We start from the raw sequence: 25,546 nt of genomic DNA on the forward strand, positions 1-25,546 counted from the left end.
AGACTCAGTTCAGGGTGAAGCTGAGGCCCGCACCGACACCCCAGTGCCCGCCAGCCGTCGTGCCGGAGACGTTTGCCCGGGCTCTTCCATCCTCGCTGGTGTAGCCGGCGCCAAACGCCGCCGCCCCCTCGCCGCGCCAGTAGCCGCCACCGGCCGCGACGCTCAGCTTGCCCGGACGGTCGTCATAGCGCAGCGAGGCGGCTGCAAGGCCGATCGCGGCGGCTTGCCGCGCTTCGCCCTTGGCCTCGTCCATGTCCATGTTGAGCTGGCTGAGCTTGGAGTCGGTATAGGCGTTTGCCTGCTGGAGCGTGGTGGCCGCCACCTGGTTGGTGTAGGTCTTGGAGTTGTCGAACGTCGTCGCCAGCCCGAGGTTGAGCTGCTGGACGTTGACCGCATCGGTGTTGGCGACCCCGGGGCCGACATTGTGGATGACGACAGGCGCGTTCACATCGCCGCCGACGAGCGTCAGCGAGTTGGACTTGGTGCCGTCCGGGTTCTTGTCGTACTGGACAGAGAACTCGGTGAGATTGCCGACGCTTCCCTGCACGGCTTCGACAGCCTGGTTGGTGGCGTAGAGCTGGCTGCCGTTGATGGCGTCGGTCGAGGTGCCGCTGATCCGGCCGGCCGCGACATTGGTGACGGTTCGCTCCTTACCGACGTCGCCGACGCTCACCGTGCTCGTCGGAGCGGTTCCGGCGAAGGTGTAGGCGACGCCGTTGATGGTGGTGCCCGTGGTCGCCACAGCGGCCGCCGTCTTCGAGCCGGCACCGAGAGCGACGCTGCCCGGCTCGTTGGCCGTGGCGCCAGCGCCGAGCGCCATCGACTGGGCACCGTTGGCGGTCGAGTTGGTGCCAAGCGCAATGCTGTCGGCCTGGTTGACGGTCGCCGTCTGGCCGATGGCGATGCCGCCCGGCGCCGTCTGCTGGACGATGGCGCCGTTGCCCATGCCGATGCCGTTGTCGCCGTTGACGGTCGTGCGCGGACCGATCGCCACCGAATCGGTGCCGACCGCGACCGAATCCGAAGCAGTCGAATTGGCATGGAAGTACATGGTTGGCGTCACCGCGAAGGAGCTCAGCGCGCCCTTCAATTGGCGAAGCGTCACCGCGTCCTGATCCTCGGTTCCGTCGGCCACGTTGATGATCTGGCGATAGGACGTGGAGGTACCGACCGAGACGGCGCCGAGCAAAGTCTTGTCCGTGGTGTTGTAGGGGACGAGGCCGGTGCCAGCGAGGATCGATCCCGATGCCGGTGCCACCGCACGATCGGAAACCGAGCCTGAGCCCAGCGCCACGCCGTCGGTGATGGAGACCGTGGTGCCGCGGCCGAGCGCGAGCGAATTGGCGGCGGATGCCGTCGCCTGGTAGCCGAGCGCGGACGAGCCGACCCCTTGCGCGAAGGCGTCAGTGACGGGAAGCGTCGTGTCGTTGGTGCGCACATAGCGGATGCCGTCGCCATTGGCGTCGGTGTAAGCGGTGGAGGTGTCACCGGCGATGTTGGTGATCGCGTTGCCGAGCGTGGTGATGTCGGCCGTGTTGGCGGCGATGTCGGTGGTGTTCTGCGTCACCTGCTGGTTGGTTGCGAAGAGCTGCGAGCCGTTGACCGCATCGGTCGAGGAGCCGCTCAACTGCCCGGCCGCGACGTTCTGGATCTGACGTTCCGCGCCGACCGAGCCAACCGAGAACGCGCCGGCAGGCGTGGTTCCGGCGAAGGTGTAGGCGACACCGCCGATCGTCGTGCCGCCGACCGCCGTCGTGGTGCCGGACACCGAATTCAGGCCGATCGCCACATCGCCGGCATTGTTGGCCACCGCATTCGGGCCGACGGCGACCGAATCCGTCCCGAGAGCCTGGGAATCGGCAAGCGTCGAATTGGCATGAAAATACTTGATGCCGCCGCCGGTGTTTATGTTGTTGATCGTGTTGCCGAGATTGGTGATGTCGGCGGTGTTGGCGGCGATATCGGTCGTGTTCTTTGTCACCTGCTGGTTGGTGGCGAAGAGCTGCGAGCCGTTGACTGCGTCGGTCGACGAGCCGCTCAACTGCCCGGCCGCGACGTTCTGGATCTGGCGCTCGGCGCCGACCGAGCCGACCGAGAACGCACCAGCCGGCGTGGTGCCGGCGAAGGTATAGGCGACACCACCGATCGTCGTGCCGCCAACTGCCGTCGTGGCGCCTGATACGGAATTCAGGCCGATCGCCACGTCGCCGGCGTTGTTGGCCACCGCATTGGGGCCGACGGCGACGGAATCCGTCCCGAGCGCCTGGGAATCCGGCAGCGTCGAATTGGCGTGGAAATATTTGATGCCGCCGCCGGTATTGATGTTGTTGACCGTGTTGCCGATGGCGTCGACCGCCTGGTTCGTCGCGAAGAGCTGAGACCCATTGACCGCGTCGGTCGAGCTTCCGCTGATCCGCCCCGCCGCGAGATTGGTGAGCGTGCGCTCCGCACCGGGCGCGCCGATGCTGACCGTCGAGGTTGGCGCGGTGCCCTGGAAGGCATAGGTCGTGCCGTTGATCACGGCGCTGGCCGTGCCGACCGCCGCCGTGGTCACCGAACCGGAACCCAGCGCCACGTCGCCGGAGCTTGCCGCGGCGGTGGCGCCATTGCCCAGCGCGACATTGCCCGCGAGGCCAGCGGCGCCTGCTGTGGAGCCGTTGCCCAGTGCGACCGAGCCCTGTCCGATCGCCTTGTTGCTGTTGCCGATGGCGACGGCACCGTTGGCCATATTGGCGGCGGTGGCGCTGGCGGTGCCGTCGCTATTGGCGATGTTGTTGGCGCCGCCGGTGAAGGCGCCGGTGCCACTGGCATAGCTCGGATCGCCGATGGCCACCGAGCCGTCACCATAGGCTGTGTTGCCGGCGCCGATGGCGACGGCCTTGCCGCCATCGGCAGTCGCGCCCGTGCCCATGGCGATGGAGTCGGCGGAAAGCGCCGCGGACTGCAGACCGACCGCGATGGCGTTGGTCGCCGTCGCCTGGCTCTCGCGTCCCATCGCAAGAGCGTCGTCCGCAGATGCCGTCACGTCCGTGCCGATGCCGATGGCGTTGTCTCCACTGGCGCTCGTTGCAAAAGTGCTCGAGCCGACATAGACGGCGCCTATCCCGGTCGCCCTCGTGCCTGCGCCGAGAGAAATGGAGTTCAGGGCGCTGCTTTGGGCGCCGCGGCCGAGCGCGGTACTGTTGAGTCCGGTGGCGCGGGCTTCGCGTCCGACGGCGGTGGAATTGTCGGCGCTGGCTACGGTGCCGATGCCGAGAGCGGTGCTGTCGAGTCCACCGGCGTTGGCGCTGACGCCGGCCGCGAGGGAATTGTCTCCTCCCGCAGTTGCTCCGGACCCGAACGAGGAGGCGTTCGCGCCGCTGGCAACGGCGGTGTTGCCAACCGCAGTGCTGGCGGTGCCACTCGCCTTTGAGGTCGTGCCCATGGCGATGGCGTCTTGCGCGCTCGCATTAGCTTGCTTGCCAACCGCCGTGCCGTCCACACCGCTCGCCGTGGCGCCCAATCCCAGCGCGGTTGCGTCTGCGCCCGTCGCCGCGGCATTGTTGCCGAGTGCGGTGGCGGAAACACCGGTGGCCTGGGCTCCCGAGCCCGCCGCGACAGAGCCGACTCCACTCGACACAGCCTGGTTGCCTAGCGCCAACGAGAAATCGGCCGAGGCATTGGTGCTGGAGCCGAGCGCAGTCGAGTTCAGCCCTGCCGCGCTGGCCGATTTGCCTACGGCGACGGCACTGCCCCCGCTAGCAACAGATGACCAGCCTCCGGCGAACGAAAAGGCGCCGCTGGCCAAAGAGCTGGTGCCGACGGCAGTGGAATTCCCTCCTGAAGCGACGGAGAAGGTACCCAAGGCGTTGGCGCCAGCCGCGATGGCTTGGGCCTGAACACCGAGCGCTACAGAATTGACGTTGTTTGAGATCGTGCCTTGGCCCAGCGCCATCGCGCCACCTGTGCCCGTGGCTTTCGCGTTCAGGCCGAGAGCCACGGAATATTGTGCCGACGCAACGGAGGAACGTCCTATCCCGATGGCGTCGGCCTGGGATGCCGTAACATCCGTGCCGATGCCGATGGCGCTCGTGGCAGTGGCACCTGTTCCCACAACGGTTCGTGAGCCAAGATAGATGGAGTTGATCTGGGACGCGATCGTTCCAAAGCCGATCGCTACGGCATTCTGGGCGCCCGCGTTGGCATTGGTGCCCTCGGCTATCGAGTCGGCTCCGTTTTGCACGGCTCCGGATCCAAACGCGATACCGCGCACGCCGTTTGCCGTGCCACCGCCGCCGAAAACTTGTGCTGATGCCGGCGTGGCGATGCCGCCCAATGCGATCGCACCCAGCGCCACCGCCAGTGTCCTGCCGGCGCCCAGCGCGCCAAGCCCTAGCCCCTTGCGGCGCATGCCGAGCACGCGGTGCGCGTTGCGTAGTGCCGCCATCAGGCGGCGGCGGAGCGAGCGACCGCCTTCGGCGCCGGAAACCCAGTTTCCGGCAAATCGGTCGCGCCCGATGGTATGTCCTTGCCTGAAGTTCATTGCGAGAATGCCTCCTTTGGTGCGTCGCGCTCGATGACGACAGGTTCCGCCGACCCTGCCGCCGAAGCGTGTCTGCTCGAAAATGGAATGACGACGTCGGCGCCGCGCGCGAGCAGCGCATGGCCCTGTTTTTCACCGATCGCCTCGACGCGATCGAGGGTGTTCTCAAGCCAGGAATCGCCCTCTTCGGGAACGGCGCGGAGCGCCGCCGCAACGCGCTCCCTGGGAATCAACCGCTCCAGATAGGACTGCACGGCCGCCAGATGGACGGCCGGCTCATCGCCGGCGTGGACCACTGCCGTGAGGCCGTAGAGATAGTGGGCGAGCAGGGCATCCTGCTTGGCCACAGGCACGCCATTTCCATAGCGCTTTTCGAGCGTCCTCGAGGCCGACTCCAGCCAATAACCGATCTCCTCGGAAAGGCTTCGGCGAATCGCCGTGTCGTCGCTCATGTCCCCTCACAGCCAAATCAGAATCCGAGACAGCCGGAATTGCTTCAAGAGGTCATGTTTTTGAACTGAGGTATTCCAATAAATTGCTGTTCTATCCAAAAATATCCATTGAGAAATCGGGAGTTAACAATGAGTTACTCAAGCAATAGACTTAATTAGCAGGCATTAAACTTGCATATTCCTAATTTAGAATGGTCTTATTTTTCGGACTGCGCGCGCCGTTGCCCGATGCGCACCTGCTGAGGCGTCGCATGGCGATATTTCCTCATCATAGTGGTGAAGTGGCTCTGGCTTGAAAACCCGGTCAAATCAGCAATGTCCGTTATCGACATGCGGCTGTCGGCAAGCAGCTTTTCGGCGAGGTCGAGGCGAAGAACCAGAACATATTGATGCGGCGACACGCCGAACGTCTTCGAAAAAGCACGGGCGAAATGGTAAGGGGACAAGTCGCACACGGCCGCCATCTCCGCCAGCGACAGCTTGCGCGAGAAATTCTCTTTCAGGAATTGCTGGATCTGGTGGGTATGCCTTGCCGACAATCCGCCTTTCGCGTTCAGCAAGGGAGCCCTGTCGGAAGCGATCTCCGACAACAGGGCTGGTAGATCATCGTCGCGCCGCAACACGGCCTCCTGATGCTCAGCCCCCGCCCGTCTTGGCCCAACCTCAACACGTGTTTTCGGTTCCCCAGGCAAAACAAATCGTGATCAAGCGCATGGTTGGTGAACGCCATCGGATTCCGACCCAACGGCAGCCTCGCAAGAGCCATGATTTGAGGCGTCCGGTATTTCACGAAATTGCGGTTCGGCGAGGAAAAACTTCACTCACGAAAACTTTAGATACCAATGATGCTATCTGCTTGTTCTCAGGTAAGATTTTTTCGTCCTGAGGTAACAAAGGCAGCCTCCGAGGCGTCAGCGCGCGCCATGCAAATTCGCCTAGAGCGGCGAGCGTCAGATCCAATCGGCCCAAATGCCAGTGACGGGGACCATGCCGGCGGTGGGACGGTCGCCTTGTTTGATCTGGTGGGCTAAGCAAGCGGACAGTCGCCGCCTGGCACTAGCGCCCACGCGCCAGACTGCCCAGTATGCCGCGCACGATGGCGCGGCCGACGGACGAGCCGACCGAGCGCACCACCGACTTGATCGCCGCTTCGGCGACCGTCTGGCGGTTGGAAGACCGCCGGTTGCCGGTTCCCAGAACATCGTCGAAGCCCGGAATGGTCCAGCGCGAGCCGCCGCTGTTTTGCTGTTGTGCCTGCGCCTCGGCGTCCTGCGCTTCCTTCGCCTTCTTCTGCAGGATCTCGAAGGCCGATTCGCGATCGACGACCTGGTCGTACTGGCCGGCGACCGGGCTCTGGGCGATGATCTTGCGGCGCTCGTCCGGCGTGATCGGGCCAAGCCGCGAGGATGGCGGGCGGATCAGCGTGCGCTGAACCATGGCCGGCACGCCCTTGTCCTCCAGCATCGAGACCAGCGCCTCGCCGGTGGCGAGCTGGGTGATCGCCGTGGCGCAGTCGAAATCGGGATTGGGCCGGAACGTGTCGGCGGCCGTGCGCACCGCCTGCTGTTCGCGCGGCGTGTAGGCGCGCAGCGCGTGCTGGACGCGGTTGCCGAGTTGAGCGAGCACCTTTTCCGGAATATCGAGCGGATTCTGGGTGACGAAATAGACGCCGACGCCCTTGGAGCGGATCAGTCGCACCACCTGCTCGACACGGTCGATCAACACCTTCGGCGCGTCCTCGAACAAAAGATGCGCCTCGTCGAAGAAGAAGACCAGCTTCGGCTTGTCGAGGTCGCCGACCTCGGGCAGTTCCTCGAACAATTCCGACATCAGCCAAAGCAGGAAGGTGGCGTAGAGCCTGGGGTTCATCATCAGCTTGTCGGCCGCCAGAACGCTGATCGCGCCGCGGCCGTCGCGGGTGGTGCGCATGATGTCGGCTATGCGCAGCGCCGGCTCGCCGAAGAAGTTCGCTGCGCCCTGCTGCTCCAGCACCAGGAGCGTGCGCTGGATGGCGCCGACGGAAGGCTTGGTGACGTTGCCGTAGCGCGCGCTGAGCTCGTCGGCGCGCTCGGCGATGTTGGCGAGCAGCGCCTGCAGGTCCTTCAGATCAAGCAGCAGCAGGCCTTCCTCGTCGGCGATGCGGAAGGCGATATTCATGACGCCTTCCTGCGCCTCCGTGAGGTTCATCAGCCGCGACAGGAGCAGCGGCCCCATTTCGGAAATGGTGGCGCGGATCGGATGGCCCTGCTCGCCGAACAGATCCCAGAAGATGACCGGGAATTCCTGGAACTGGTAGGGATCGAGCTTCACCTGCTCGGCACGCTTGACCAGGAAATCCTTGGCCTCGCCCATCATGGATATGCCGGAAAGGTCGCCCTTGATATCGGCGCAGAACACCGGCACGCCGGCATTCGAAAAGCCCTCGGCCAGGATCTGCAGGCTGACCGTCTTGCCGGTGCCGGTGGCGCCGGTGACAAGGCCGTGGCGGTTGCCGTAGCGCAGCAAAAGCTCTTCCGCGCGTTGGTAGGAATCGTCGGGCTTGCGGCTGGCGCCGATGAAGATGCTGGTCTCGTCAACCATGTCCGGTCTCCGCAATCTGTTCCGCTCAAGGGCCTCACCCGAGGTATAGTAACGCAAGCGGCAGGCGGCAATGGCCAGTATCGCGTTTGGGACCGGCTTCGAATTTGGTCTTTGGCGCTTGCGGATTTTGCCCATGTTTGGCAATCGGTTAGCTGGCCACGATTTAACCCGGCCGGATGACGCATTGTGATATCCGGTTGCTGACCTTAGATTGGCTGGACCGGCTGATGCGGCCGAGAAGCGAGGAGAGCGATGGGCGCCGGCGCCTTGACCAGGGATGTCGACCTTCCGAACCCGGACGCCAAGCGTTGGCAGGCGCTGGCGGAGAAGGCGCTTGCCGGCGGTTCCTTCGAGGAAAAGCTTGTTTCCCGCACCGATGACGGTATCCGCATCGAGCCACTCAGCCAGCGCTCGACGGCCGCCGAGCCATGGCCGCGCACCAATCCGACAATGCCCTGGATCGTCAGCCAGCGTGTCGACGACCCGGACATCGCGCGGGCCAGCGCGCAAGCCCTGGAAGACATCGCCCAAGGCGCGACCGGCCTGTCGCTGGTGTTCGAAGGCGCGCCGAACGCCTTCGGCTACGGCCTGCCGCGCACCGCGGAAGCGCTTGAGGCGGTGCTCGACGGCGTGCCACTCAACCGTGTGCAGGTGCGCATCGACGCGCATCCGTGGAGCCGCGCCGTGGCCGACTGGCTGCTCGCCTTCTTGAGCAAACGCCGCTCCGACCCGACCAAGCTCAACCTCTCCTTCGGCATCGACCCGGCGGCGATCTTCGCCGGCACAGGGCGACTGCGCACCTCGATCGAGGCGCTGCAGGAATCGATGCCGCAATCGCTGGCGCATTTCTTCTCGATGGGCGTGCCCGGCGTGCTGCTCGAGGCCGACGGCCGCGTCTTCCACAATGCCGGCGCCACCGAGGCGCAGGAGCTCGGCACGATGATGGCCTCGGTCGTGTCCTATCTCAGGATGTTCGAGAAGGCGCGCCAGCCGCTCGTCTATGCAGCACCCCATATCGGCTTCGCGCTCAGCGTCGACCAGGACCAGTTCCTGTCGATGGCCAAGGTGCGGGCCTTGCGCAAGCTGTGGGCGCGCGTCCAGGAGGCCTGCTCGATCCCGGCCTCGACCGCCAGCATCCATGCCGAGACCTCCTATCGCATGATGACGATGGCCGATCCGGAGACCAACATATTGCGCACGGCGATCGCGGCCTTCGCGGCAGCGACCGGCGGCGCCGATTCGATCTCGATCCTGCCGCACACGATCGCGCATGGGCTGCCGGCCGGCTTTGCCCGCCGCGTGGCGCGCAACGCGCAGCTGATCATGGCCGAGGAGAGCCATGTCGGCCATGTCGCCGATCCCGCCAGCGGCTCGGGCGCCGTCGAAGCGCTGACCAACGATCTCTGCGCTTCAGCCTGGGAGGAATTCCAGCGCATCGAGGCCGAGGGCGGCGTGCTCGCCAGCCTGCAGCAGGGCTATATCCAGAACCGCGTCCAGACGGCCGCCGCCAAACGCAACGCCGCCTATCGGTCTGGCGAACGCGGCATTGTCGGCACGACGCTTTTCCGCGCGCCGAATGAACGGCCGGTCGAGACGTTGCCGGCGGAACGGCGGCCGGCGCTGACCGAAGGCGTGGCGACCTGCGAGCCGCTTTTTCCGCTGCGCATCGACCAGTCGATCGGAGCCGGATCATGATCCCGGATTTCAGCAAGGTCGGCTGGTCGGCGCCGCGTCGCGCGCCGGTCGAGCTCAAGGGCCAGCGGATGACGCCGGAAGGCATCGCCGTAAAGCATCTCTATACGCAAGGCGACCTCAAGGGGCTCGCCAATCTCGACACCTATCCGGGCCTGCCGCCTTTCGTGCGCGGCCCCTACCCCACCATGTATGTCCAGCAGCCCTGGACGATCCGGCAATATGCCGGCTTCTCCACGGCCGAGGAATCCAACGCCTTCTACCGGCGCAACCTCGCCGCCGGCCAGAAAGGCCTGTCCGTCGCTTTCGACCTCGCCACGCATCGCGGCTATGACAGCGACCATCCGCGCGTCGCCGGCGATGTCGGCATGGCCGGCGTGGCGATCGATTCCATCCTCGACATGCGGCAGCTGTTCGACGGCATTCCGCTGAACGAGATGACGGTGTCGATGACGATGAACGGCGCGGTGCTGCCGATCATGGCTCTGTACATCGTGGCGGCCGAGGAACAGGGCGTCGCGCAGAAGGATTTGGCCGGGACCATTCAGAACGACATCCTGAAGGAGTTCATGGTCCGCAACACCTACATTTATCCGCCGAAACCTTCGATGCGGATCGTGTCGGACATCTTCGCCTACACCTCCAAGCATATGCCGAAGTTCAACTCGATTTCGATCTCCGGCTACCACATGCAAGAGGCCGGCGCGACGGCCGACCTCGAGCTTGCCTACACCATTGCCGACGGCATCGAATATGCGCGCGCCGGCGTTGCCGGGGGCCTCGACATCGACCGCTTCGCGCCGCGGCTTTCGTTCTTCTGGGCGATCGGCATGAACTTCTTCATGGAGGTCGCCAAGCTCAGGGCGGCACGGTTGCTGTGGTCGAGCCTGATGCAGAAGAATTTTGCGCCGAAGGACGAGCGCTCGCTGTCGCTGCGCACCCATTGCCAGACCTCGGGCTGGTCGCTGACGGCGCAGGATCCCTACAACAACATCACCCGCACGATGATCGAGGCGATGGCAGCGACGCAAGGGCATACGCAGTCGCTGCACACCAATTCCTTCGACGAGGCGATGGCGCTGCCGACCGACCATTCGGCGCGGATCGCCCGCAACACCCAGCTCATCCTGCAGAAGGAATCCGGCACCACGCGCATGATCGATCCGTGGGGCGGCTCGGCCTATGTCGAGCGGCTGACGCACGACCTGGCGGCACGCGCGCTCGCCCATATCGAGGAGGTGGAAAGCCTCGGCGGCATGGCGGCGGCGATCGAGAAAGGCATTCCGAAGCTGCGCATCGAGGAAGCGGCGGCGCGCACCCAGGCGCGCATCGATTCCGGCGAACAAATTCTGGTCGGCGTCAACGCGCATCGGCCGCAGACCGACATCGAAGTCGATGTGCTGAAGATCGACAATGCCGAGGTCAAGGCCAGGCAATTGGCGAAGCTGCAGCGGCTCAAAGGCACGCGGGATGTGGCGGCGCTGGAGGACGCGCTGACGGCGCTGACCCGTGCCGCCGAGGGCGACGAGAACCTGCTCGAATTCGCGATCCGCGCCGCCCGCGCCAACGCCACGGTCGGCGAGATTTCGCTGGCGCTGGAAAAGGTGTTCGGCCGCCATACGGCGGCGGTGCAGACGATCTCCGGCGTCTATCGCGACGCGCTTGGCGACAACCCGGCGCTCGACCGGCTGCAGGAAAAAATCGAGGCGTTCGAGAAGAAATCCGGCAGCAAGCCACGCATCCTGGTCGCCAAGATGGGCCAGGACGGCCACGACCGCGGCCAGAAGGTGATCGCCAGCGCCTTTGCCGACCTCGGCTTCGACGTCACCGTCGGGCCGATGTTCCAGACGCCGGACGAGATCGCCAAGCTGGCGGTCCAGCACGACGTCGACATCATCGGCGCCTCCTCTTTAGCCGCCGGGCACCTGACGCTGATCCCAGAGCTCAAGGAATCGCTTAAGAAGCTCGGCCGTGGCGACATGCTGATCGTCGCCGGCGGCGTCATCCCGCCACAGGACTATGATGCGGTGCTGCAGGCGGGCGCGGCGGAGATTTTCCCGCCGGGGACGGTGATACCGGACGCGGCGAACCGGCTGATGGATCGGCTGCTGGCCGATCAGTGACAGCTTGTTGAATTAGCCGACAGGTTGCTCTATTGCAGAAGACACAACCAGGACGCGATTATGGTCAAGACGACCATTCACAGGCTTGAGGACGGATCGGGAGCCCTGCTGCTGCCACGAGAGATGCTTGGCAGCTTGAACCTTCAGGTTGGCGATGAGTTCCAGATCATCGAAACCGACGACGGCGTCATTCTAAGGCCAATCCGCCACGACAACTACAAACGGCAAATCAACGCCGCCCACGATGTCATGGACAAATATGAAGCAGCGCTGCAGAAGCTGGCAAAGTAAGCTTAGTTGCTAGCTCTCGGCCTTGTCCGAGAGCTTGACGATTTCCCATTGCTTGCCGTTCACGGCAGCCACATCGCCGACCTTCTTGCCGAACAGCGCCACGGCCATCGGCGAGACGTGGGAAATGCTGCCCTTCGACGGATCGGCCTCGTCCTCGCCGACGATGCGCCAATGCACCTTCTTGCCGTCGTCGTTTTCCAGCGTGACGCCCATGCCGAAGCGGACCACGTCGCTGCCGGGTTCGGGCACGGAAAGCTCGGCATTCTCGCGCCGCGCGGTCCAGTAGCGCAGGTCGCGCGAAACCACCGCGATGCGCTCGCGGTCGCCCTTCCGTTCGGCCTTGGCCAGGATGTCGCGCAGGTCGGCGAGGTTGTCCTCGATCATCGCCAGGCCGCGCTCCGTCACCAGATTGCGGTGGGTGCTGACGGGACGTTCGCCGACGCCGGCAATGGCGTTTTCGCTGTCTTCTTCGCGGGTAAAAGCTCTGCTCATACAGTGAACTTAGGCTTGGCAAGGCAACTGCACAAGCGGTTTGCCTATGAGCCCACTCTGGCACGATTCCTGCGATGGACAGGGCGAAACGCCAGGACCTGTGCCGATGTTGAACAGACGAACGCTGCTTGCCCGGACCGCCGGCTTCGCCGTCGCCGGCCTCTACGCCGGCAGGGCAGCGGCGAAATCGCTGCCGGGTATCGAGATGGCCGCGATGCGCGGCTCGATCAATGCCACAGAGATCGGCGTGCAGCCGGGCGCGGTCGATGACCAGAGCAAGGTCTTCGCCGAGATGCTGGCCGAGGCCAGCGACCGCGACCAGCCGGTATTCCTGCCGCCCGGCACCTATCTCGTCTCGAATCTCAAGCTGCCTGCCCGCGTGCGCCTGTCGGGCGTGCCCGGCGCGACGCGCATCGTCTATGGCGGCAACGGCCATCTGATGATGGCCGAACAGGCCGAGCATATCGAGCTCAGCGGGCTGGTGCTGGACGGTGCCAACCGCTGGCTGGCCGACTACACGCAAGGGCTGCTCGACCTGCGCCGCGTCGCCCATCTCGTCATCGACAATTGCCAGGTGACCGGCAGCGGCAAGAACGGGCTGGCGCTCGAGCATGCCGTCGGTCGCGTCGGCCGCTCCGATATTTCGGGCGCGGCGGATGCAGGCATCTATTCGGTCGAGGCCGGCGGGCTGGAGATTTCCGGCAATACGGTTTCGGACTGCGCCAATGGCGGCATCCTCGTTCATCGCTGGCAGGCAGCGGAGGACGGCACCATCGTCAGCGGCAACCGGGTCCAGCGCATCGGCGCGCGGAGCGGCGGCACCGGCCAGAACGGCAACGGCATCAACGCCTTCCGCGCCGGCAACGTCATCATCTCGGGTAATGTCGTCTCCGACTGCGCCTTCACCGCGATCCGCGCCAACAGCGCCAGCAATTTGCAGATCACCGGCAACACCTGCTCGCGCTCGGGCGAGACCGGGATCTATTCGGAATTCTCGTTCGAAGGCGCGATCTTGAGCAACAATCTGGTCGACGGCGCCGCCAACGGCATCTCGATCGTCAATTTCAACGAGGGCGGCCGCATGGCGGTGTGCTCGAACAACATCGTGCGCAATCTTACGACAGTTGGTCCCTACGCGGCCGACCCGCCCGGCTTCGGCGTCGGCATCAGCGCCGAGGCCGACACCACGGTCTCAGGCAACGTCGTCGAGAACGCGCCGCTCTACGGCATGCAGCTCGGCTGGGGGCCGTATCTGCGCAATGTCGTGGCGACCGGCAACATCATCCGCAAGGCCGGCACCGGTATCGTGGTTTCGGTCGTCGAAGGGTCCGGCACCGCCGTCATCTCGGACAATGTCATCGACGGCGCTCGGAACGGCGCCATCATCGGCCAGCGCTGGGCCGATCCGGTGACGGGCGACCTCGCGAAGGCAAGCGAGAGCGGCTATGCGCACCTGACCGTCGAGCGTAACAAGGTGAGCTAGGACAGTCAGGTGATGCCGGGGATCGGTTTCAACGATCGCCCGGCTTCTCGCGTTTTATTGGCGGCGACTTCTCGTGAGCGACGTCCGGTACGACATCGACCGTCACTTGGTTCACGAACCAGGCATGGTCGGAGTGCCTGCTCGAAGGCGGAAAATTGAGCGTCGGAAAAGCCTTGTTGATCTTGTTAATGGCCCAGACCAAGCCGGACATAACACCGATATAGGCCAACACACATGCAAGCATTGCTTTCAGACCCGCATTGTCGGCAACCCAATGCGCTGTCCGCTCAGCATAGCCTAAAAGCGCCAAGCCGGTAAAAAGAAGTCCGTATAGAAGACCAAGTGCAATTCGGTGATACGCCATGCCATTCCCAGTCTTGAATATGCAGCCGGCTTGCTCGCAAAGCTCTGAAACCCGTTAAAAGCAGAGCATTAAATTTGAACGACCACAATGTATCGCCAAAGGCATTTCGGTCGACTATGGACGGATGCCAACCACACGCAACGACACGGGTTAGAGCACAGCCACGATAATGTGCGCCTGGATCTTGGCCGCCACCTCGCCATGGCCATGCCTTTCGGCAAGCGCGGCTTCCGCGTAGTCGGTTGCCGATGCCAAGCTGCCGGCCTGCCTGGCCTCGATCTCGTTGCGAAGCAGGGTTCCCTGACAATAGGCGACGGCCGGAACGCGCGGCGAGGATGCGCGGCTCTGCTCGGCCCGGGTATCGATCGCCACGCCGGAAAATCCCGCAGCCTGCAGGTCGCTGCGGATCAGGTCCTTGTCGTGATAGCCATGCGGCGTGCGTGCCAGGAAACGTGGCGGGTCATGAGGAAAGATCCGGGCGAGAGCATTCGTCACGTCGTCGGCGAATATATTCTCCTCGATGCGGTCCCAGACGCTGAACAGGAAATGTCCGCCGGGCTTCAGGACCCGCCTTGCCTCGCGGTACGCAGCCGGCCGGTCGGGAAAGAACATGGCGCCGAACTGACAGCAGACGAGGTCGAAGGCCGCATCGTCGAACGGCAACTTCAGCGCATCCGCCTGGCGCCATGTGATGCGGCTGTCGGGACCCTGGCGCGAAGCCGCATAGTCGAGCATCGGCTGGTTGAGGTCGGTCACGATGTAGCTGGCATGGGGAGCAAGTTTCGGCGCCAGGGCGCGGGTGACGGCTCCGGTGCCCGCGGCGGTTTCCAAAACGGCGACGGGTGAGAAGGACGCCGCCCACCGCGCGGTCTCGGCGGCATAGGCCTCGAAAATCAACGGCACCATGTGGCGATCGTAATTTTCCGGGATAGACCCGGCAAACACCTTGTCCGCTTCCAGCATGGTCAGCCCCGCCATCCGTTGATGGTGGAGGAGACTAGCAAAAACATGAACTCGCTGCTGTTCAGTTTGTAGCAGAACGGCGTTTTCCAGGTCGCTGGCGGCCAAAACAGGCGACCCCAGAATTAGATACACATTGTGTATGCAAAAATGCTATATCGGTGATGGAAGGATTCATTGCCATGGTCACGAAAAACCAGGACACCCACGCCAAGCCCGTCAATCTGCGCATCCGCGAGGATGTCCGCATCCTGATCGACCGCGCCGCGAAGATCCGCGGCAAGACCCGCTCCGACTTCATGATCGACGCAGCTTACCGCGCAGCCGAGGACACGCTGCTGGACCAGACGCTCGTCAAGGTCGATGCCGAGAGCTATCAGCATTATCTCGATATCCTCGATCAGCCACCGGGCGGCGAGGGATTTGCCCGTCTGATGAATGCGCCCAAGCCCTGGCGGGATTGATGCTTTCGGCGCCAATCCTTCTTGCCGATAGTCACGAACTCGACCTTTTTCAAAGCGGAACCGACAGCCTGGATCAATGGCTTCGGCGGCGGGCGCGCGCCAATCAAGTCAGCGGCGCGTCCAGAACCTATGTGATTGCGGAAGGCACGCGTGTCGTCGGTTATTATTGCCTTTCATCAGGTGGACTTGACCTGGTGGATGCTCCCGGTTCGATCCGGCGCAATATGCCCGATCCCGTGCCCATTGCTATACTTGGCCGGCTGGCTGTCGATGCCAGTTGGCAAGGCAAGGGCCTGGGCCTCGCCCTGCTGCAGGACGCGGTGCTGCGGACCGGTCAAGCGGCAGCCATTCTCGGCATTCGCGGACTCCTGGTTCACGCCATATCGGATGCGGCCAAAGCGTTTTATGAGCACTATGGCTTCCAGGCTTCGCCAAAAAATCCGATGACTTTGGTGCTGTCGCTGAAGACGGCTAGCTGAGCGCCGGCGTCGGCCGCAGCAAGCCTACCTTGGCGCCGATGCGGCTTTCGACCGCGGGATGGGCGAGTTGGGTGAGCTTGGCCGCAACCGCTTCATCGGCGCGCAGCAGCTTTGCCAATACCGCCGCGATCATCACCTCCGCCCCCCTGGCGGCGCCGTCATCGCATTTCAAGGCGATGCCGAGGCCGAGTTCGGGCAAAGCCGCGCAATAGACGCCTTCGGCGCCTGTCTTGACGAAGATGCGGCCGGGCGCGGCCTGCATCAGCGCGAGATCGGCCTTGCCGGTGCCGGCGACGAGAAACGGCTCGGCCATGCAGGCCGAAAGCAGGCGCTTCGCCGCCTTGGCGCGTTCCGGTGAAAAACCCCTGCCCGTCGCCATGCGGGCAAAGCCCAGCGCAAAGCTTTTCAACGGCACGGCATAGGTCGGGATCGAGCAGCCGTCGATGGCGCTATTGTCGGCGTTGTGGGCGGCGCCGGTGACGGATTGCATGGCGTCGCGCACCATTTCCTGCTGCGCGTGTCCCTCCTTGACGTAGCCCTGATGGGCTATGCCCGAATGCACGCATGTGCAGAGGAAGCCGGCATGCTTGCCGGAACAGTTGTTGTGCAACGCGCTCGGCACGTCGCCGGCGCGGGCAAGCGCGATGGTGGCCTCATGGTTGGGCCAATGCGCGCCGCATTCCAGCGCGGTCTTGTCGAGACCGGCCTTGGCGAGCATCGCCCGCGCGAGTTCGACATGGACCGGCTCGCCGGAATGCGAAGCGCAGGCCAGCGCCAGTTCGCTGTCGCCGAAGCCATAGGCGTCGGCGGCGCCCGATTCAACCAGCGGCAGTGCCTGGATGGCTTTCACCGCCGAGCGCGGGAACACCGGGCGTTCCGTGTCGCCGATCTCGAACACGGCCTTGCCGTCGGCGTCGAACACGCAGATGGCGCCGCGATGGGCGCTTTCGACCACCGCGCCGCGCGTGACTTCAACCAGAACCGGATTTGCCATGCTGCCTCCCGCACGCGCGCCTATAGGCGCGCCGCTTTATTGCGGGCCGCTTCTAGCGAATCCTGTCGAGAATGGAAACGTAATTGGCGACGGCCGCGCCACCCATGTTGAAGATGCCGCCGAGTTTGGCGCCCGGCACCTGGATGCCGCCGGCCTCGCCGGTCAGCTGCATGGCGGTAAGCACGTGCATCGAGACGCCGGTGGCGCCGATCGGGTGACCCTTGGCCTTCAGGCCGCCGGAGGGATTGACCGGCAGGCGGCCGTCCTTGGCCGTCGTGCCGTCCAGCGCCAGCTTGGCGCCCTCGCCGGGCCTGGCCAGACCCATCGCCTCATATTCGATGAGCTCGGCAATGGTGAAGCAGTCGTGCGTCTCGACGAAGGAAAGGTCGTCGAGCGTCACGCCGGCCTTCTTCAGCGCCTGTTCCCAGGCACGCTCGCAGCCCTCGAAGGAGAGGATGTCGCGCTTCGACATCGGCAGGAAATCCTGGACATGCTCGTTGGCGCGGAAGGTGACGGCGCGGCGCATCCTGAGCGCCGTCGCGGTGTCGGTGAGCACAAGGGCGGCCGCGCCATCCGAGACCAGCGAGCAGTCCGTGCGCTTCAGCGGACCGGCGACGAACGGATTCTTCTCGCTTTCCTGGCGGCAGAATTCGTAGCCGAAATCCTTGCGCATCTGCGCGTAGGGATTGTCGACGCCGTTTTTGTGGTTCTTGGCGGCGATCATGGCCAGTGCGTCCGACTGGTCGCCATAGCGCTGGAAATAGGCCTGCGCGATCTTGCCGAAGACACCGGCGAAGCCGGCCGGCGTGTCGCCATCTTCCGGCAGGTAGGACGCCTTGAGCAGGTTCTTGCCGATCTCGGGACCGGGCGTGGTCGTCATCTGCTCGGCGCCAACCACCAGCACGATGCGGGCAGCATTGGCGTCGATGGCGCGGATGCCTTGCCGCACTGCTGCCGAGCCGGTCGCGCAAGCATTCTCGACGCGCGTCGCCGGCTTGAAGCGGAGCCGGTCGTCGGCCTGCAGCACGAGGCTCGCGGTAAAATCCTGCGGCGAGAAGCCGGCGTTGAAATGGCCAAGCACGATCTCGTCGACATCGTCCGGGCCGATGCCGGCATGATCGAGCGCCTCGGCGGCTACCTTGGTGATCAGGCCCTCCAGCGTCTCGCCTTCGAGCTTGCCGAAACGCGAATGCGCCCAGCCGACGATGCATGCGGTCATGACAGCCTCCATTTGCCGCAAACCTAGCACGATCCTTGCGCGGCATGTGACTAATATTGTTCAACGATGAACCGTTTTCCAGTCTTTCGCGATAGGCCAGTGCCGCACGATCGCTTGATCCGGGCGTCGATTTTTTATTGATTGATCCGTCAATAAAAAATAATCTCACTCCGGAACCGGATCCCCAAATGCCGAAAATCGGAATGGAGCCAGTGCGCCGCAAGGCGTTGATCGACGCGACGATCTCTGCGATCGGCGAGCGCGGCTCGCTGGACGTCACCATGTCGGAGATCGCGGGGCGCGCCGGCGTGTCGTCGGCGCTGGCGCACCACTATTTCGGCGCCAAGGACGAACTGCTGTTCGCGACGATGCGGCATATCCTGGCCGAGCTCAACACCGATACGCGGCGCGCATTCGGCCTCGCCGTCACGCCGCGCCAGCGCGTTTCGGCCGTGGTCGCGGTCAGCTTCTCCGACGATCAATTTCAGCCTCAGATCATCGCCGCCTGGCTCGCCTTCTATGTCGAGGCGCAGAAATCATCCGAGCTGCGGCGGCTGCTGCGCATCTATGCGCGGCGGCTGCATTCGAACCTGATGAGCGGGTTGACCGGTATCCTGCCCCGGCTCGAGGCCGACCGCGTGGCGGAAGCGACCGCGGCGCTGATCGACGGGCTCTATATCCGCCGCGCATTGAAGGATGGCGTGCCGGACGCGCAGACAGCGATCGCGCTCGTCGAGGACTACCTCGAAACCAAGCTCAACGGACGGAGCCTGCCTTGACGACCCGGCGACCCAACTTCCTGATCGTCATGGTCGATCAGCTCAACGGCACGCTGTTTCCCGATGGACCGGCCGACTTCCTGCATGTGCCGCATCTGAAGGCGCTCGCCGCCCGCTCGGCGCGCTTTGCCAACAACTATACGGCTTCGCCGCTCTGCGCGCCTGGCCGGGCCTCGTTCATGAGCGGGCAATTGCCGTCTCGGACCGGCGTCTATGACAATGCAGCCGAGTTCACGTCCTCGATCCCGACCTTCGCTCATCACCTGCGGTCTGCCGGCTACTACACCTGCCTGTCGGGCAAGATGCATTTCGTCGGGCCGGACCAGTTGCACGGTTTCGAGGAGCGGCTCACCACCGATATTTATCCCGCCGATTTTGGCTGGACGCCGGACTACCGCAAGCCCGGCGAGCGCATCGACTGGTGGTACCACAATCTGGGCTCGGTCACCGGCGCCGGCGTCGCCGAAACGACGAACCAGATGGAGTATGACGATGAGGTCGTGTTCCTGGCCTCGCAAAAGCTTTACCAGCTCTCGCGGGAGCAGGACGATACGGGCCGCCGGCCCTGGTGCCTCACCGTTTCGCTGTCGCACCCGCACGACCCCTATGTCGCGCGTAAGCAATATTGGGATCTTTACGAGAATTGTCAGGCGCTCGATCCGGAAACGCCGTTCATTGCGCATGACCAGCAGGACACGCATTCGCAGCGGCTCTATCGCGCCAGCGATTATCAATCCTTCGAGATCACGCCCGAACAGGTGCGCCGTTCGCGGCGCGGCTACTTCTCCAACATCTCCTATGTCGACGACAAGCTCGGCGAGTTGCTGGACGTCCTCGAGCGCACCCGCATGCTCGACGACACCACCATCCTGTTCTGCTCGGATCACGGCGACATGCTCGGCGAGCGCGGCCTGTGGTTCAAGATGAGCTTCTTCGAAGGCTCGGCGCGCGTGCCGCTGATGATCGCCGGCAAAGGCGTGCCGGCCGGGCTGATCAAGGCGCCGGTCTCCAACCTCGACGTGACGCCGACGCTGTGCGACCTCGCCGGCATCGACATCGCGGCGATCGCGCCATGGACCGATGGCCAGTCGCTGCTGCCGCTGCTCGATGGCAAGGCGCGCACGGCGCCGGTATTGATCGAGTATGCGGCGGAGGGTTCCTATGCGCCGCTGGTCGCGATCCGCGAGGGCAAGTACAAGTTCGTCCATTGCGAGCTCGACCCGCCGCAGCTGTTCGATCTCGAAGCCGATCCGCTCGAGCGCGACAATCTGGCTGAAGATCTGGCGAACGCTGCCCTGGTGGCGGCATTCATGGAAAAAGTGAGGGCCCGCTGGGACATGGCCGGTTTCGATGCCGCCGTGCGCGAAAGCCAGGCGCGCCGCTGGGTCGTCTACCCGGCGCTGCGCAACGGCGCCTACTATCCCTGGGATTTCCAGCCACTGCAGAAGGCATCGGAGCGCTACATGCGCAATCACATGAACCTCGACAATCTGGAAGAGAGCAAACGGTATCCGAGAGGCGAATGATGGCAGACATTCTCGTCCCTACCCTTGATCACCTGAAGCACGCCTATGCCGTCACCGCGACGGCCACGCAGGTGACGCCGCTGCTGGAGTCGGCCGCACTTGCCCGGGAGACGGGTGCCGCGCGCGTCTTCGTCAAGCCGGAGTCGCTGCAATGGGCCGGCTCCTTCAAGGTGCGCGGCGCCTATTGGCGGCTGAACCGGCTTTCTCCGGATGAGGCGAGAAAGGGCGTCGTCGCCTATTCCTCCGGCAATTTCGCGCAAGGGCTTGCGGCGGCCGGCCAGGCGCTGGGCATTCCGGTCACCATCGTCATGCCGATCGATGCGCCCGCCGCCAAGCGCGACGCGACGGCCGGTTACGGCGCGCGGGTGGTGCTGACCGATCATGGCGAGCGCGCCCGCGAGGAGGTTGCGGCCGCCAAGGCGCGCGAGATCGCCGAGACCGAGCACCTCACGCTTCTCCATCCCTTCGACGACCCGGAGATCGTCGCCGGCCAGGCCGGCGCGGGGCTGGAAGCGCTCGACCAGTTGGCGACGAAGAAGGCGCATGCCGACCTGGTGTTCTGTTCGGTCGGCGGCGGCGGGCTGATCGGCGGCGTGTCGCTCGCCTTCCACTATCTTTCGCCGAAGACCGACATCATCGCCGTCGAGCCGGAAGGTTTCAACGGCATGGGGTCGTCGCTGGCGCATGGCGCGATCGAGACGATGCCGATCGGGCCGAAATCGATCTGCGACGGGCTGATGGCCCGAAAACCCGGCGACGCGCCCTTCGCGGCGGTGAGCGCTGCCGGCGTTCGCGGCGTCACCGTCGACGATGCCTCGGTGCGGCGCGCGATGAAGATCGCCTTCGAGCGGATGAAGCTGGTGCTGGAGCCGTCGGGCGCGGCGTCGCTGGCAGCGCTGTTCGGCGGCAAGGTGGATGTGGCGGGCAAAACCGTCCTCGTTGTTGCAACCGGCGGCAATGTCTCGCTCGCCGATTTTATGGCGCATATGAACAATGCTTGAAGCGGATTTCGTCATCATCGGCTCCGGCTCCGCCGGCTCGGCCATGGCCTACCGGCTGTCGGAAGACGGCAAGCACTCGGTGATCGTCATCGAGTTCGGCGGCACCGATATGGGGCCGTTGATCCAGATGCCGTCCGCATTGTCGATCCCGCTCAATATGAGCCTTTACGACTGGGGTTTTGCCAGCGAGCCCGAGCCGCATCTCGGCGGCCGCGTGCTTGCCACGCCGCGCGGCAAGGTGATCGGCGGCTCGTCCTCTATCAACGGCATGGTCTATGTGCGCGGCCATGCGCACGACTTCGACCACTGGGCCGAACAGGGCGCGGCCGGCTGGGCCTTCGCCGACGTGCTTCCCTATTTCAAGCGCATGGAGGATGCCGACGGCGGCGAGGATGGCTGGCGGGGCAAAAGCGGGCCGCTGCACGTCCAGCGCGGCACGCGCGAGAATCCGCTCTATGGCGCCTTCACGGAGGCAGGCCGCCAGGCCGGGTTCGAGCTCACCGACGACTATAACGGCTCGAAGCAGGAAGGCTTCGGCGCGATGGAGCAGACCATCCTGGGCGGCCGCCGCTGGTCGGCGGCGAACGCCTATCTCAAGCCGGCTCTGAAGCGCGGAAATGTCCGCCTGGTCAAGGGTTTCGCCCGCCGCGTGGTGATCGAGAATCAACGCGCGATCGGCGTCGAGATCGAAGCTAACAAAAAGATTCAAGTCGTTAAGGCGCGGCGTGAGGTGATCGTCGCGGCGTCGTCGATCAATTCGCCCAAGATCCTGATGCTGTCCGGCATCGGCCCGGGCGCGCATCTGCAGGAAAACGGCATCCCGGTGATTGCCGACCGTCCGGGCGTCGGCGCCAACCTGCAGGACCATCTGGAGCTCTACATCCAGCAGGAAGCGACCAAGCCGATCACGCTGAACTCGGTGCTCAATCCCTTCTCCAAGGCGCTGATCGGAGCGCAATGGCTGTTCTTCAAGACGGGGCTCGGCGCCACCAACCATTTCGAGGCGGCGGCCTTCGTGCGCTCTGCTGCCGGCGTCGACTATCCCGATATCCAGTACCACTTCATCCCGGCTGCCGTGCGCTATGACGGCAAGGCGGCGGCGAAGTCGCATGGCTTCCAGGCGCATGTCGGGCCGATGCGCTCGAAATCGCGCGGCTCGGTTACGCTGCGCTCGCCCGACGCCCGCGCCAAGCCGGTGATCCGCTTCAACTACATGTCGCATCCTGACGACTGGAGCGAGTTCCGCCACTGCATCCGCCTGACGCGCGAGATCTTTGGCCAGAAGGCCTTCGACGGTTTTCGGGGCAAGGAGATTTCGCCGGGCAGCCATGTGCAGTCGGACGACGAACTCGACGCCTTCATCCGCGACCATGCCGAGAGCGCCTACCATCCTTGCGGCACCTGCAGGATGGGACGCGCCGACGATTTGACCGCCGTCGTCAATCCGGAATGCCGGGTGATCGGCGTCGAGGGCCTGCGCGTCGCCGACTCCTCGATCTTCCCGCGGGTGACCAACGGCAATCTCAACGCGCCCTCGATCATGACCGGCGAGAAGGCTGCCGACCACATTCTCGGTCGCACGCCGCTGGCGCCGTCCAACCAGGAACCCTGGATCAATCCGCGCTGGCAGGTGGCGGACAGATAGAGCATGATCCGGCGGGCGCCCTCCCCGCCCTGCGATTACGAACGGAGAAGATCATGCGCGCCCAGCCCACGGCATCGCACTACGTCAACGGCCGCTACATCGAGGACGAAGGCGGCGCGCCTTTGCCGGTGATCTATCCGGCGACAGGCGAGACCATCGCTACGCTGCATTCGGCGACGCCCAACGTGTTGGAGTTGGCGATCGAGGCCGCGCGGGCGGCACAGCCGGCCTGGGCGCGGCTGAAGCCGGTCGAGCGCGGCCGCATCCTGCGCCGCGCCGCCGACATTTTACGCGCGCGCAATGCCGACCTCGCCCGTATCGAGACGCTCGACACGGGCAAGGCGATCCAGGAGACTCTGGTGGCGGACGCGCCCTCGGCCGCCGACTGCCTCGAGTATTTCGCCGGCGCGGTGGCTAGCTTCAACGGCGAGATGATCGACCTCGGCGGGCCGTTTGCCTATACGCGGCGGGAGCCGCTCGGCGTCTGCGTCGGCATCGGCGCCTGGAACTACCCGATCCAGATCGCCGGCTGGAAGTCGGCGCCGGCCTTGGCCATGGGCAATGCCATGGTGTTCAAGCCGTCGGAAAACACACCGTTGTCGGCGCTGGCGCTGGCCGAGATCTATTCTGAAGCCGGCCTGCCTGACGGGCTGTTCAACGTGGTGCAAGGCTATGGCGATGTCGGCGCCGGCCTGGTCGGCCACGATGTGGTGGCAAAGGTCTCGGTGACCGGCTCGGTGCCGACCGGGCGCAAGGTGCTGTCGCTTGCCGGCTCGAAGATGAAGCACGCGACGATGGAGCTCGGCGGCAAGTCGCCGCTGATCGTCTTCGACGACGCCGATCTCGAGAACGCCATCGGCGGCGCCATGCTCGGCAATTTTTACTCGACCGGCCAGATCTGCTCCAACGGCACGCGCGTCTTCGTGCAAAGCGGCCTGCACGACCGCTTCGTCGAGCGGCTGGTAGAGCGGACGAAAAAGATCCGCATCGGCGATCCGCTCGATCCCGAAACGCAGATGGGACCGCTGGTCAACAGGGCGCAGCAGGACAAGGTGGTGTCCTATATCGAAGCCGGCAAGCAGGAGGGTGCCGCGCTCGCCTGCGGCGGCAATGTGCCGTCGCTGCAAGGTTTCGACGGCGGCTTCTTCATCGAGCCGACGGTGTTCACCGGCGTCACCGACGCCATGCGCATTGCGCGCGAAGAAATCTTCGGCCCGGTGATGAGCGTGCTGAAATTCGACAGCGAGGATGAGGTGATCGAGCGCGCCAATGACACCGAATTCGGGCTGGCCGCCGGCGTGTTCACGCGCGACCTGCCGCGCGCGCATCGCGTCATCGCCGAGCTGCAGGCCGGCACCTGCTGGATCAACGCCTACAATCTGACGCCGGTGGAAATGCCCTTCGGCGGCGTCAAGCAATCCGGCATCGGCCGCGAGAACTCGCTTGCCGCGCTGGCGCATTATTCGCAGTTGAAGGCGGTCTATGTCGAGACGGGAGACGTGGCGGCACCTTACTGACGGTTTGCGAAGCCGAGCCGACAAGTTGATCTCCCCCCGCTGAAGAGCCGGGAATGCCCTCGCTTGCAGGCACCTGTCCGCCGCAAGCGTCGCTGGCGATCCGGTGCGCATCAGTCGCGCAACACAGACAGCCCCGCGAGAAGCGGAGCGTACTCGGCGAGACTGCGGGATATAAACTCCGTGAAGAGCCGCACACGCTTCGTCTTACGTGCCTCCCCCTGGGTGAGAAGCCAAAGCGTTCCGTACATGTGCAGATCGGTGCCCGGCACTCTCGCCAGCAAGGGGTCGGCATCACCGACGAAGCACGGCAGCGTGGTCATCCCCAGCCCTTGCCGCACAGCAACGATCTGCGCTTCGCCGTCCGTGGTCCTGAATGGAACCCCGGTGGTGCGAACCTCGCCGTCGCTGGCCCAATCCGGAATTCCATGAATGCTTATGACAATCCACCGGATGGGATCAGGCGCGCCCGCACGCCACGCGGCTAGTCGATCGCGGGACATGTAGACGCCGCCGAACACCTCCGGCCCCTTCAGGCCGTGAAGATTGAGCGGCAGGGTTTTGCGGTCGTAGACAACGCGGATCGCGACGTCGGCCTCGCGGTTGGTCAGATTTGCCAGTTCGCCGGATGACACGACTTCCATCTCGATGTCCGGATGCAGACGCGCGAAATCGGCGAAGTCCGGCATAAGCAGGTGTGTCGCAAGGGGCGGCGCCAGCGTCACCCGCAGAAGCCCGCGCACGCTCTGATCGCGCCCGAAGACGCGCGTCTCCAGAAGGTGCGACGACGCTTCCATCTGGTTCGCGAATTCGAGGACCTCCTCGCCCGCAGCCGTGAGGCGGGAGCCCGAAGGCAGCTTTTCGAACAATTGCCCCCCGGGGCGTCCCTCCAACTGGGGGTGGCGCCCCAGCACGGCCGGGGGGTTCACCCCGGGGGGCTCGGGGGGAGCCGCCACCGGGCGCCCC

General features: G+C 64.7%; 21 protein-coding genes. 11 read left to right on the forward strand and 10 right to left on the reverse strand.

Annotation, left to right across the window (positions count from 1 at the left end; translation table 11 throughout):
• Positions 1-4 precede the first annotated feature (4 nt).
• The 4 genes from KVT37_RS19875 to KVT37_RS19890 form a co-directional block, all read right to left on the reverse strand.
• Positions 5-4,522 carry a YadA-like family protein gene (locus KVT37_RS19875; RefSeq protein ID WP_217576157.1) on the reverse strand — a complete coding sequence of 1,506 codons (4,518 nt, stop codon included), beginning with the start codon at positions 4,520-4,522 and terminating at the stop codon, positions 5-7.
• The gene (locus KVT37_RS19880; RefSeq protein WP_217576159.1) at positions 4,519-4,974 is read right to left on the reverse strand and encodes a hypothetical protein; all 456 of its coding nucleotides are present in this window, start codon (positions 4,972-4,974) and stop codon (positions 4,519-4,521) included. The genes KVT37_RS19875 and KVT37_RS19880 overlap by 4 nt, the downstream gene beginning before the upstream one ends.
• 197 nt (positions 4,975-5,171) lie before the next feature.
• Positions 5,172-5,594, reverse strand: a complete 423-nt coding sequence (locus tag KVT37_RS19885) for a helix-turn-helix domain-containing protein (protein WP_254634136.1) — start codon at positions 5,592-5,594, stop codon at positions 5,172-5,174.
• Positions 5,595-6,030: 436 nt separating this feature from the next.
• Positions 6,031-7,554, reverse strand: a complete 1,524-nt coding sequence (locus KVT37_RS19890; RefSeq protein ID WP_217576161.1) for a helicase HerA-like C-terminal domain-containing protein — start codon at positions 7,552-7,554, stop codon at positions 6,031-6,033.
• Between the two features lie 252 nt (positions 7,555-7,806).
• Here KVT37_RS19890 and KVT37_RS19895 point away from each other — a divergent pair, with 252 nt between their 5' ends.
• From KVT37_RS19895 to KVT37_RS19905, 3 genes are read left to right on the forward strand one after another with little or no spacing between them, the layout of a single operon-like run.
• Complete coding sequence (locus tag KVT37_RS19895; RefSeq protein WP_217576163.1) at positions 7,807-9,249, forward strand: methylmalonyl-CoA mutase subunit beta; 1,443 nt, start codon at positions 7,807-7,809, stop codon at positions 9,247-9,249.
• Positions 9,246-11,369 carry a methylmalonyl-CoA mutase gene (gene scpA / locus KVT37_RS19900; protein ID WP_217576165.1) on the forward strand — a complete coding sequence of 708 codons (2,124 nt, stop codon included), beginning with the start codon at positions 9,246-9,248 and terminating at the stop codon, positions 11,367-11,369. The genes KVT37_RS19895 and scpA overlap by 4 nt, the downstream gene beginning before the upstream one ends.
• 60 nt (positions 11,370-11,429) lie before the next feature.
• Positions 11,430-11,660: an AbrB/MazE/SpoVT family DNA-binding domain-containing protein gene (locus KVT37_RS19905; protein WP_217576167.1), complete on the forward strand. Its 231-nt coding sequence runs from the start codon at positions 11,430-11,432 to the stop codon at positions 11,658-11,660.
• A gap of 9 nt (positions 11,661-11,669) precedes the next feature.
• Here the strand turns inward: KVT37_RS19905 and greA are convergent, their stop codons facing one another.
• Positions 11,670-12,152 carry a transcription elongation factor GreA gene (greA, locus tag KVT37_RS19910; RefSeq protein ID WP_217576169.1) on the reverse strand — a complete coding sequence of 161 codons (483 nt, stop codon included), beginning with the start codon at positions 12,150-12,152 and terminating at the stop codon, positions 11,670-11,672.
• Between the two features lie 106 nt (positions 12,153-12,258).
• Here greA and KVT37_RS19915 point away from each other — a divergent pair, with 106 nt between their 5' ends.
• Positions 12,259-13,635 carry a TIGR03808 family TAT-translocated repetitive protein gene (locus KVT37_RS19915; protein ID WP_217576171.1) on the forward strand — a complete coding sequence of 459 codons (1,377 nt, stop codon included), beginning with the start codon at positions 12,259-12,261 and terminating at the stop codon, positions 13,633-13,635.
• Between the two features lie 28 nt (positions 13,636-13,663).
• Here the strand turns inward: KVT37_RS19915 and KVT37_RS19920 are convergent, their stop codons facing one another.
• Positions 13,664-13,999, reverse strand: coding sequence for a hypothetical protein (locus KVT37_RS19920; RefSeq protein WP_217576172.1), 336 nt, complete (start codon positions 13,997-13,999; stop codon positions 13,664-13,666).
• Positions 14,000-14,149: 150 nt separating this feature from the next.
• Entirely contained in the window at positions 14,150-14,962 is an 813-nt protein-coding gene (locus KVT37_RS19925; protein WP_217576174.1) for a class I SAM-dependent methyltransferase, read from the reverse strand.
• A 179-nt stretch (positions 14,963-15,141) separates the two neighbouring features.
• On the opposite strand from KVT37_RS19925, the gene KVT37_RS19930 reads away from it, so the two are divergent.
• Both KVT37_RS19930 and KVT37_RS19935 read left to right on the forward strand, forming a co-directional pair.
• Positions 15,142-15,423, forward strand: a complete 282-nt coding sequence (locus tag KVT37_RS19930) for a DUF1778 domain-containing protein (RefSeq protein WP_217576176.1) — start codon at positions 15,142-15,144, stop codon at positions 15,421-15,423.
• A complete protein-coding gene (locus KVT37_RS19935; RefSeq protein WP_217576178.1) occupies positions 15,423-15,902 on the forward strand; it encodes a GNAT family N-acetyltransferase in 480 nt (159 codons plus the stop codon). Before KVT37_RS19930 ends, KVT37_RS19935 begins: the two co-directional genes overlap by 1 nt.
• Here the strand turns inward: KVT37_RS19935 and KVT37_RS19940 are convergent.
• Together KVT37_RS19940 and KVT37_RS19945 are read right to left on the reverse strand one after the other, a co-directional pair.
• Positions 15,895-16,896, reverse strand: a complete 1,002-nt coding sequence (locus KVT37_RS19940; protein WP_217576180.1) for an asparaginase — start codon at positions 16,894-16,896, stop codon at positions 15,895-15,897. The two genes, KVT37_RS19935 and KVT37_RS19940, sit on opposite strands and share 8 nt — an antisense overlap.
• A gap of 52 nt (positions 16,897-16,948) precedes the next feature.
• Positions 16,949-18,115 carry an acetyl-CoA acetyltransferase gene (locus KVT37_RS19945; protein WP_217576182.1) on the reverse strand — a complete coding sequence of 389 codons (1,167 nt, stop codon included), beginning with the start codon at positions 18,113-18,115 and terminating at the stop codon, positions 16,949-16,951.
• Positions 18,116-18,303: 188 nt separating this feature from the next.
• On the opposite strand from KVT37_RS19945, the gene betI reads away from it, so the two are divergent.
• From betI to betB, 5 genes are read left to right on the forward strand one after another with little or no spacing between them, the layout of a single operon-like run.
• Entirely contained in the window at positions 18,304-18,894 is a 591-nt protein-coding gene (gene betI, locus KVT37_RS19950; protein WP_217576184.1) for a transcriptional regulator BetI, read from the forward strand.
• Entirely contained in the window at positions 18,891-20,420 is a 1,530-nt protein-coding gene (gene betC, locus KVT37_RS19955; RefSeq protein WP_217576186.1) for a choline-sulfatase, read from the forward strand. The genes betI and betC overlap by 4 nt, the downstream gene beginning before the upstream one ends.
• Positions 20,417-21,421 (forward strand): threonine/serine dehydratase, encoded by a 1,005-nt coding sequence (locus KVT37_RS19960; RefSeq protein WP_217576188.1) that lies wholly within the window; start codon positions 20,417-20,419, stop codon positions 21,419-21,421. Before betC ends, KVT37_RS19960 begins: the two co-directional genes overlap by 4 nt.
• Positions 21,414-23,066 (forward strand): choline dehydrogenase, encoded by a 1,653-nt coding sequence (betA, locus tag KVT37_RS19965; protein WP_217576190.1) that lies wholly within the window; start codon positions 21,414-21,416, stop codon positions 23,064-23,066. Before KVT37_RS19960 ends, betA begins: the two co-directional genes overlap by 8 nt.
• 53 nt (positions 23,067-23,119) lie before the next feature.
• Positions 23,120-24,583 carry a betaine-aldehyde dehydrogenase gene (gene betB / locus KVT37_RS19970; protein WP_217576192.1) on the forward strand — a complete coding sequence of 488 codons (1,464 nt, stop codon included), beginning with the start codon at positions 23,120-23,122 and terminating at the stop codon, positions 24,581-24,583.
• A 110-nt stretch (positions 24,584-24,693) separates the two neighbouring features.
• Here betB and KVT37_RS19975 read toward each other — a convergent pair whose 3' ends face one another.
• Positions 24,694-25,536 (reverse strand): LysR family transcriptional regulator, encoded by an 843-nt coding sequence (locus KVT37_RS19975; RefSeq protein ID WP_308642669.1) that lies wholly within the window; start codon positions 25,534-25,536, stop codon positions 24,694-24,696.
• Positions 25,537-25,546: the final 10 nt, after the last annotated feature.

This window comes from Mesorhizobium sp. GbtcB19, from assembly GCF_019091085.1.
Lineage (GTDB): Bacteria > Pseudomonadota > Alphaproteobacteria > Rhizobiales > Rhizobiaceae > Mesorhizobium.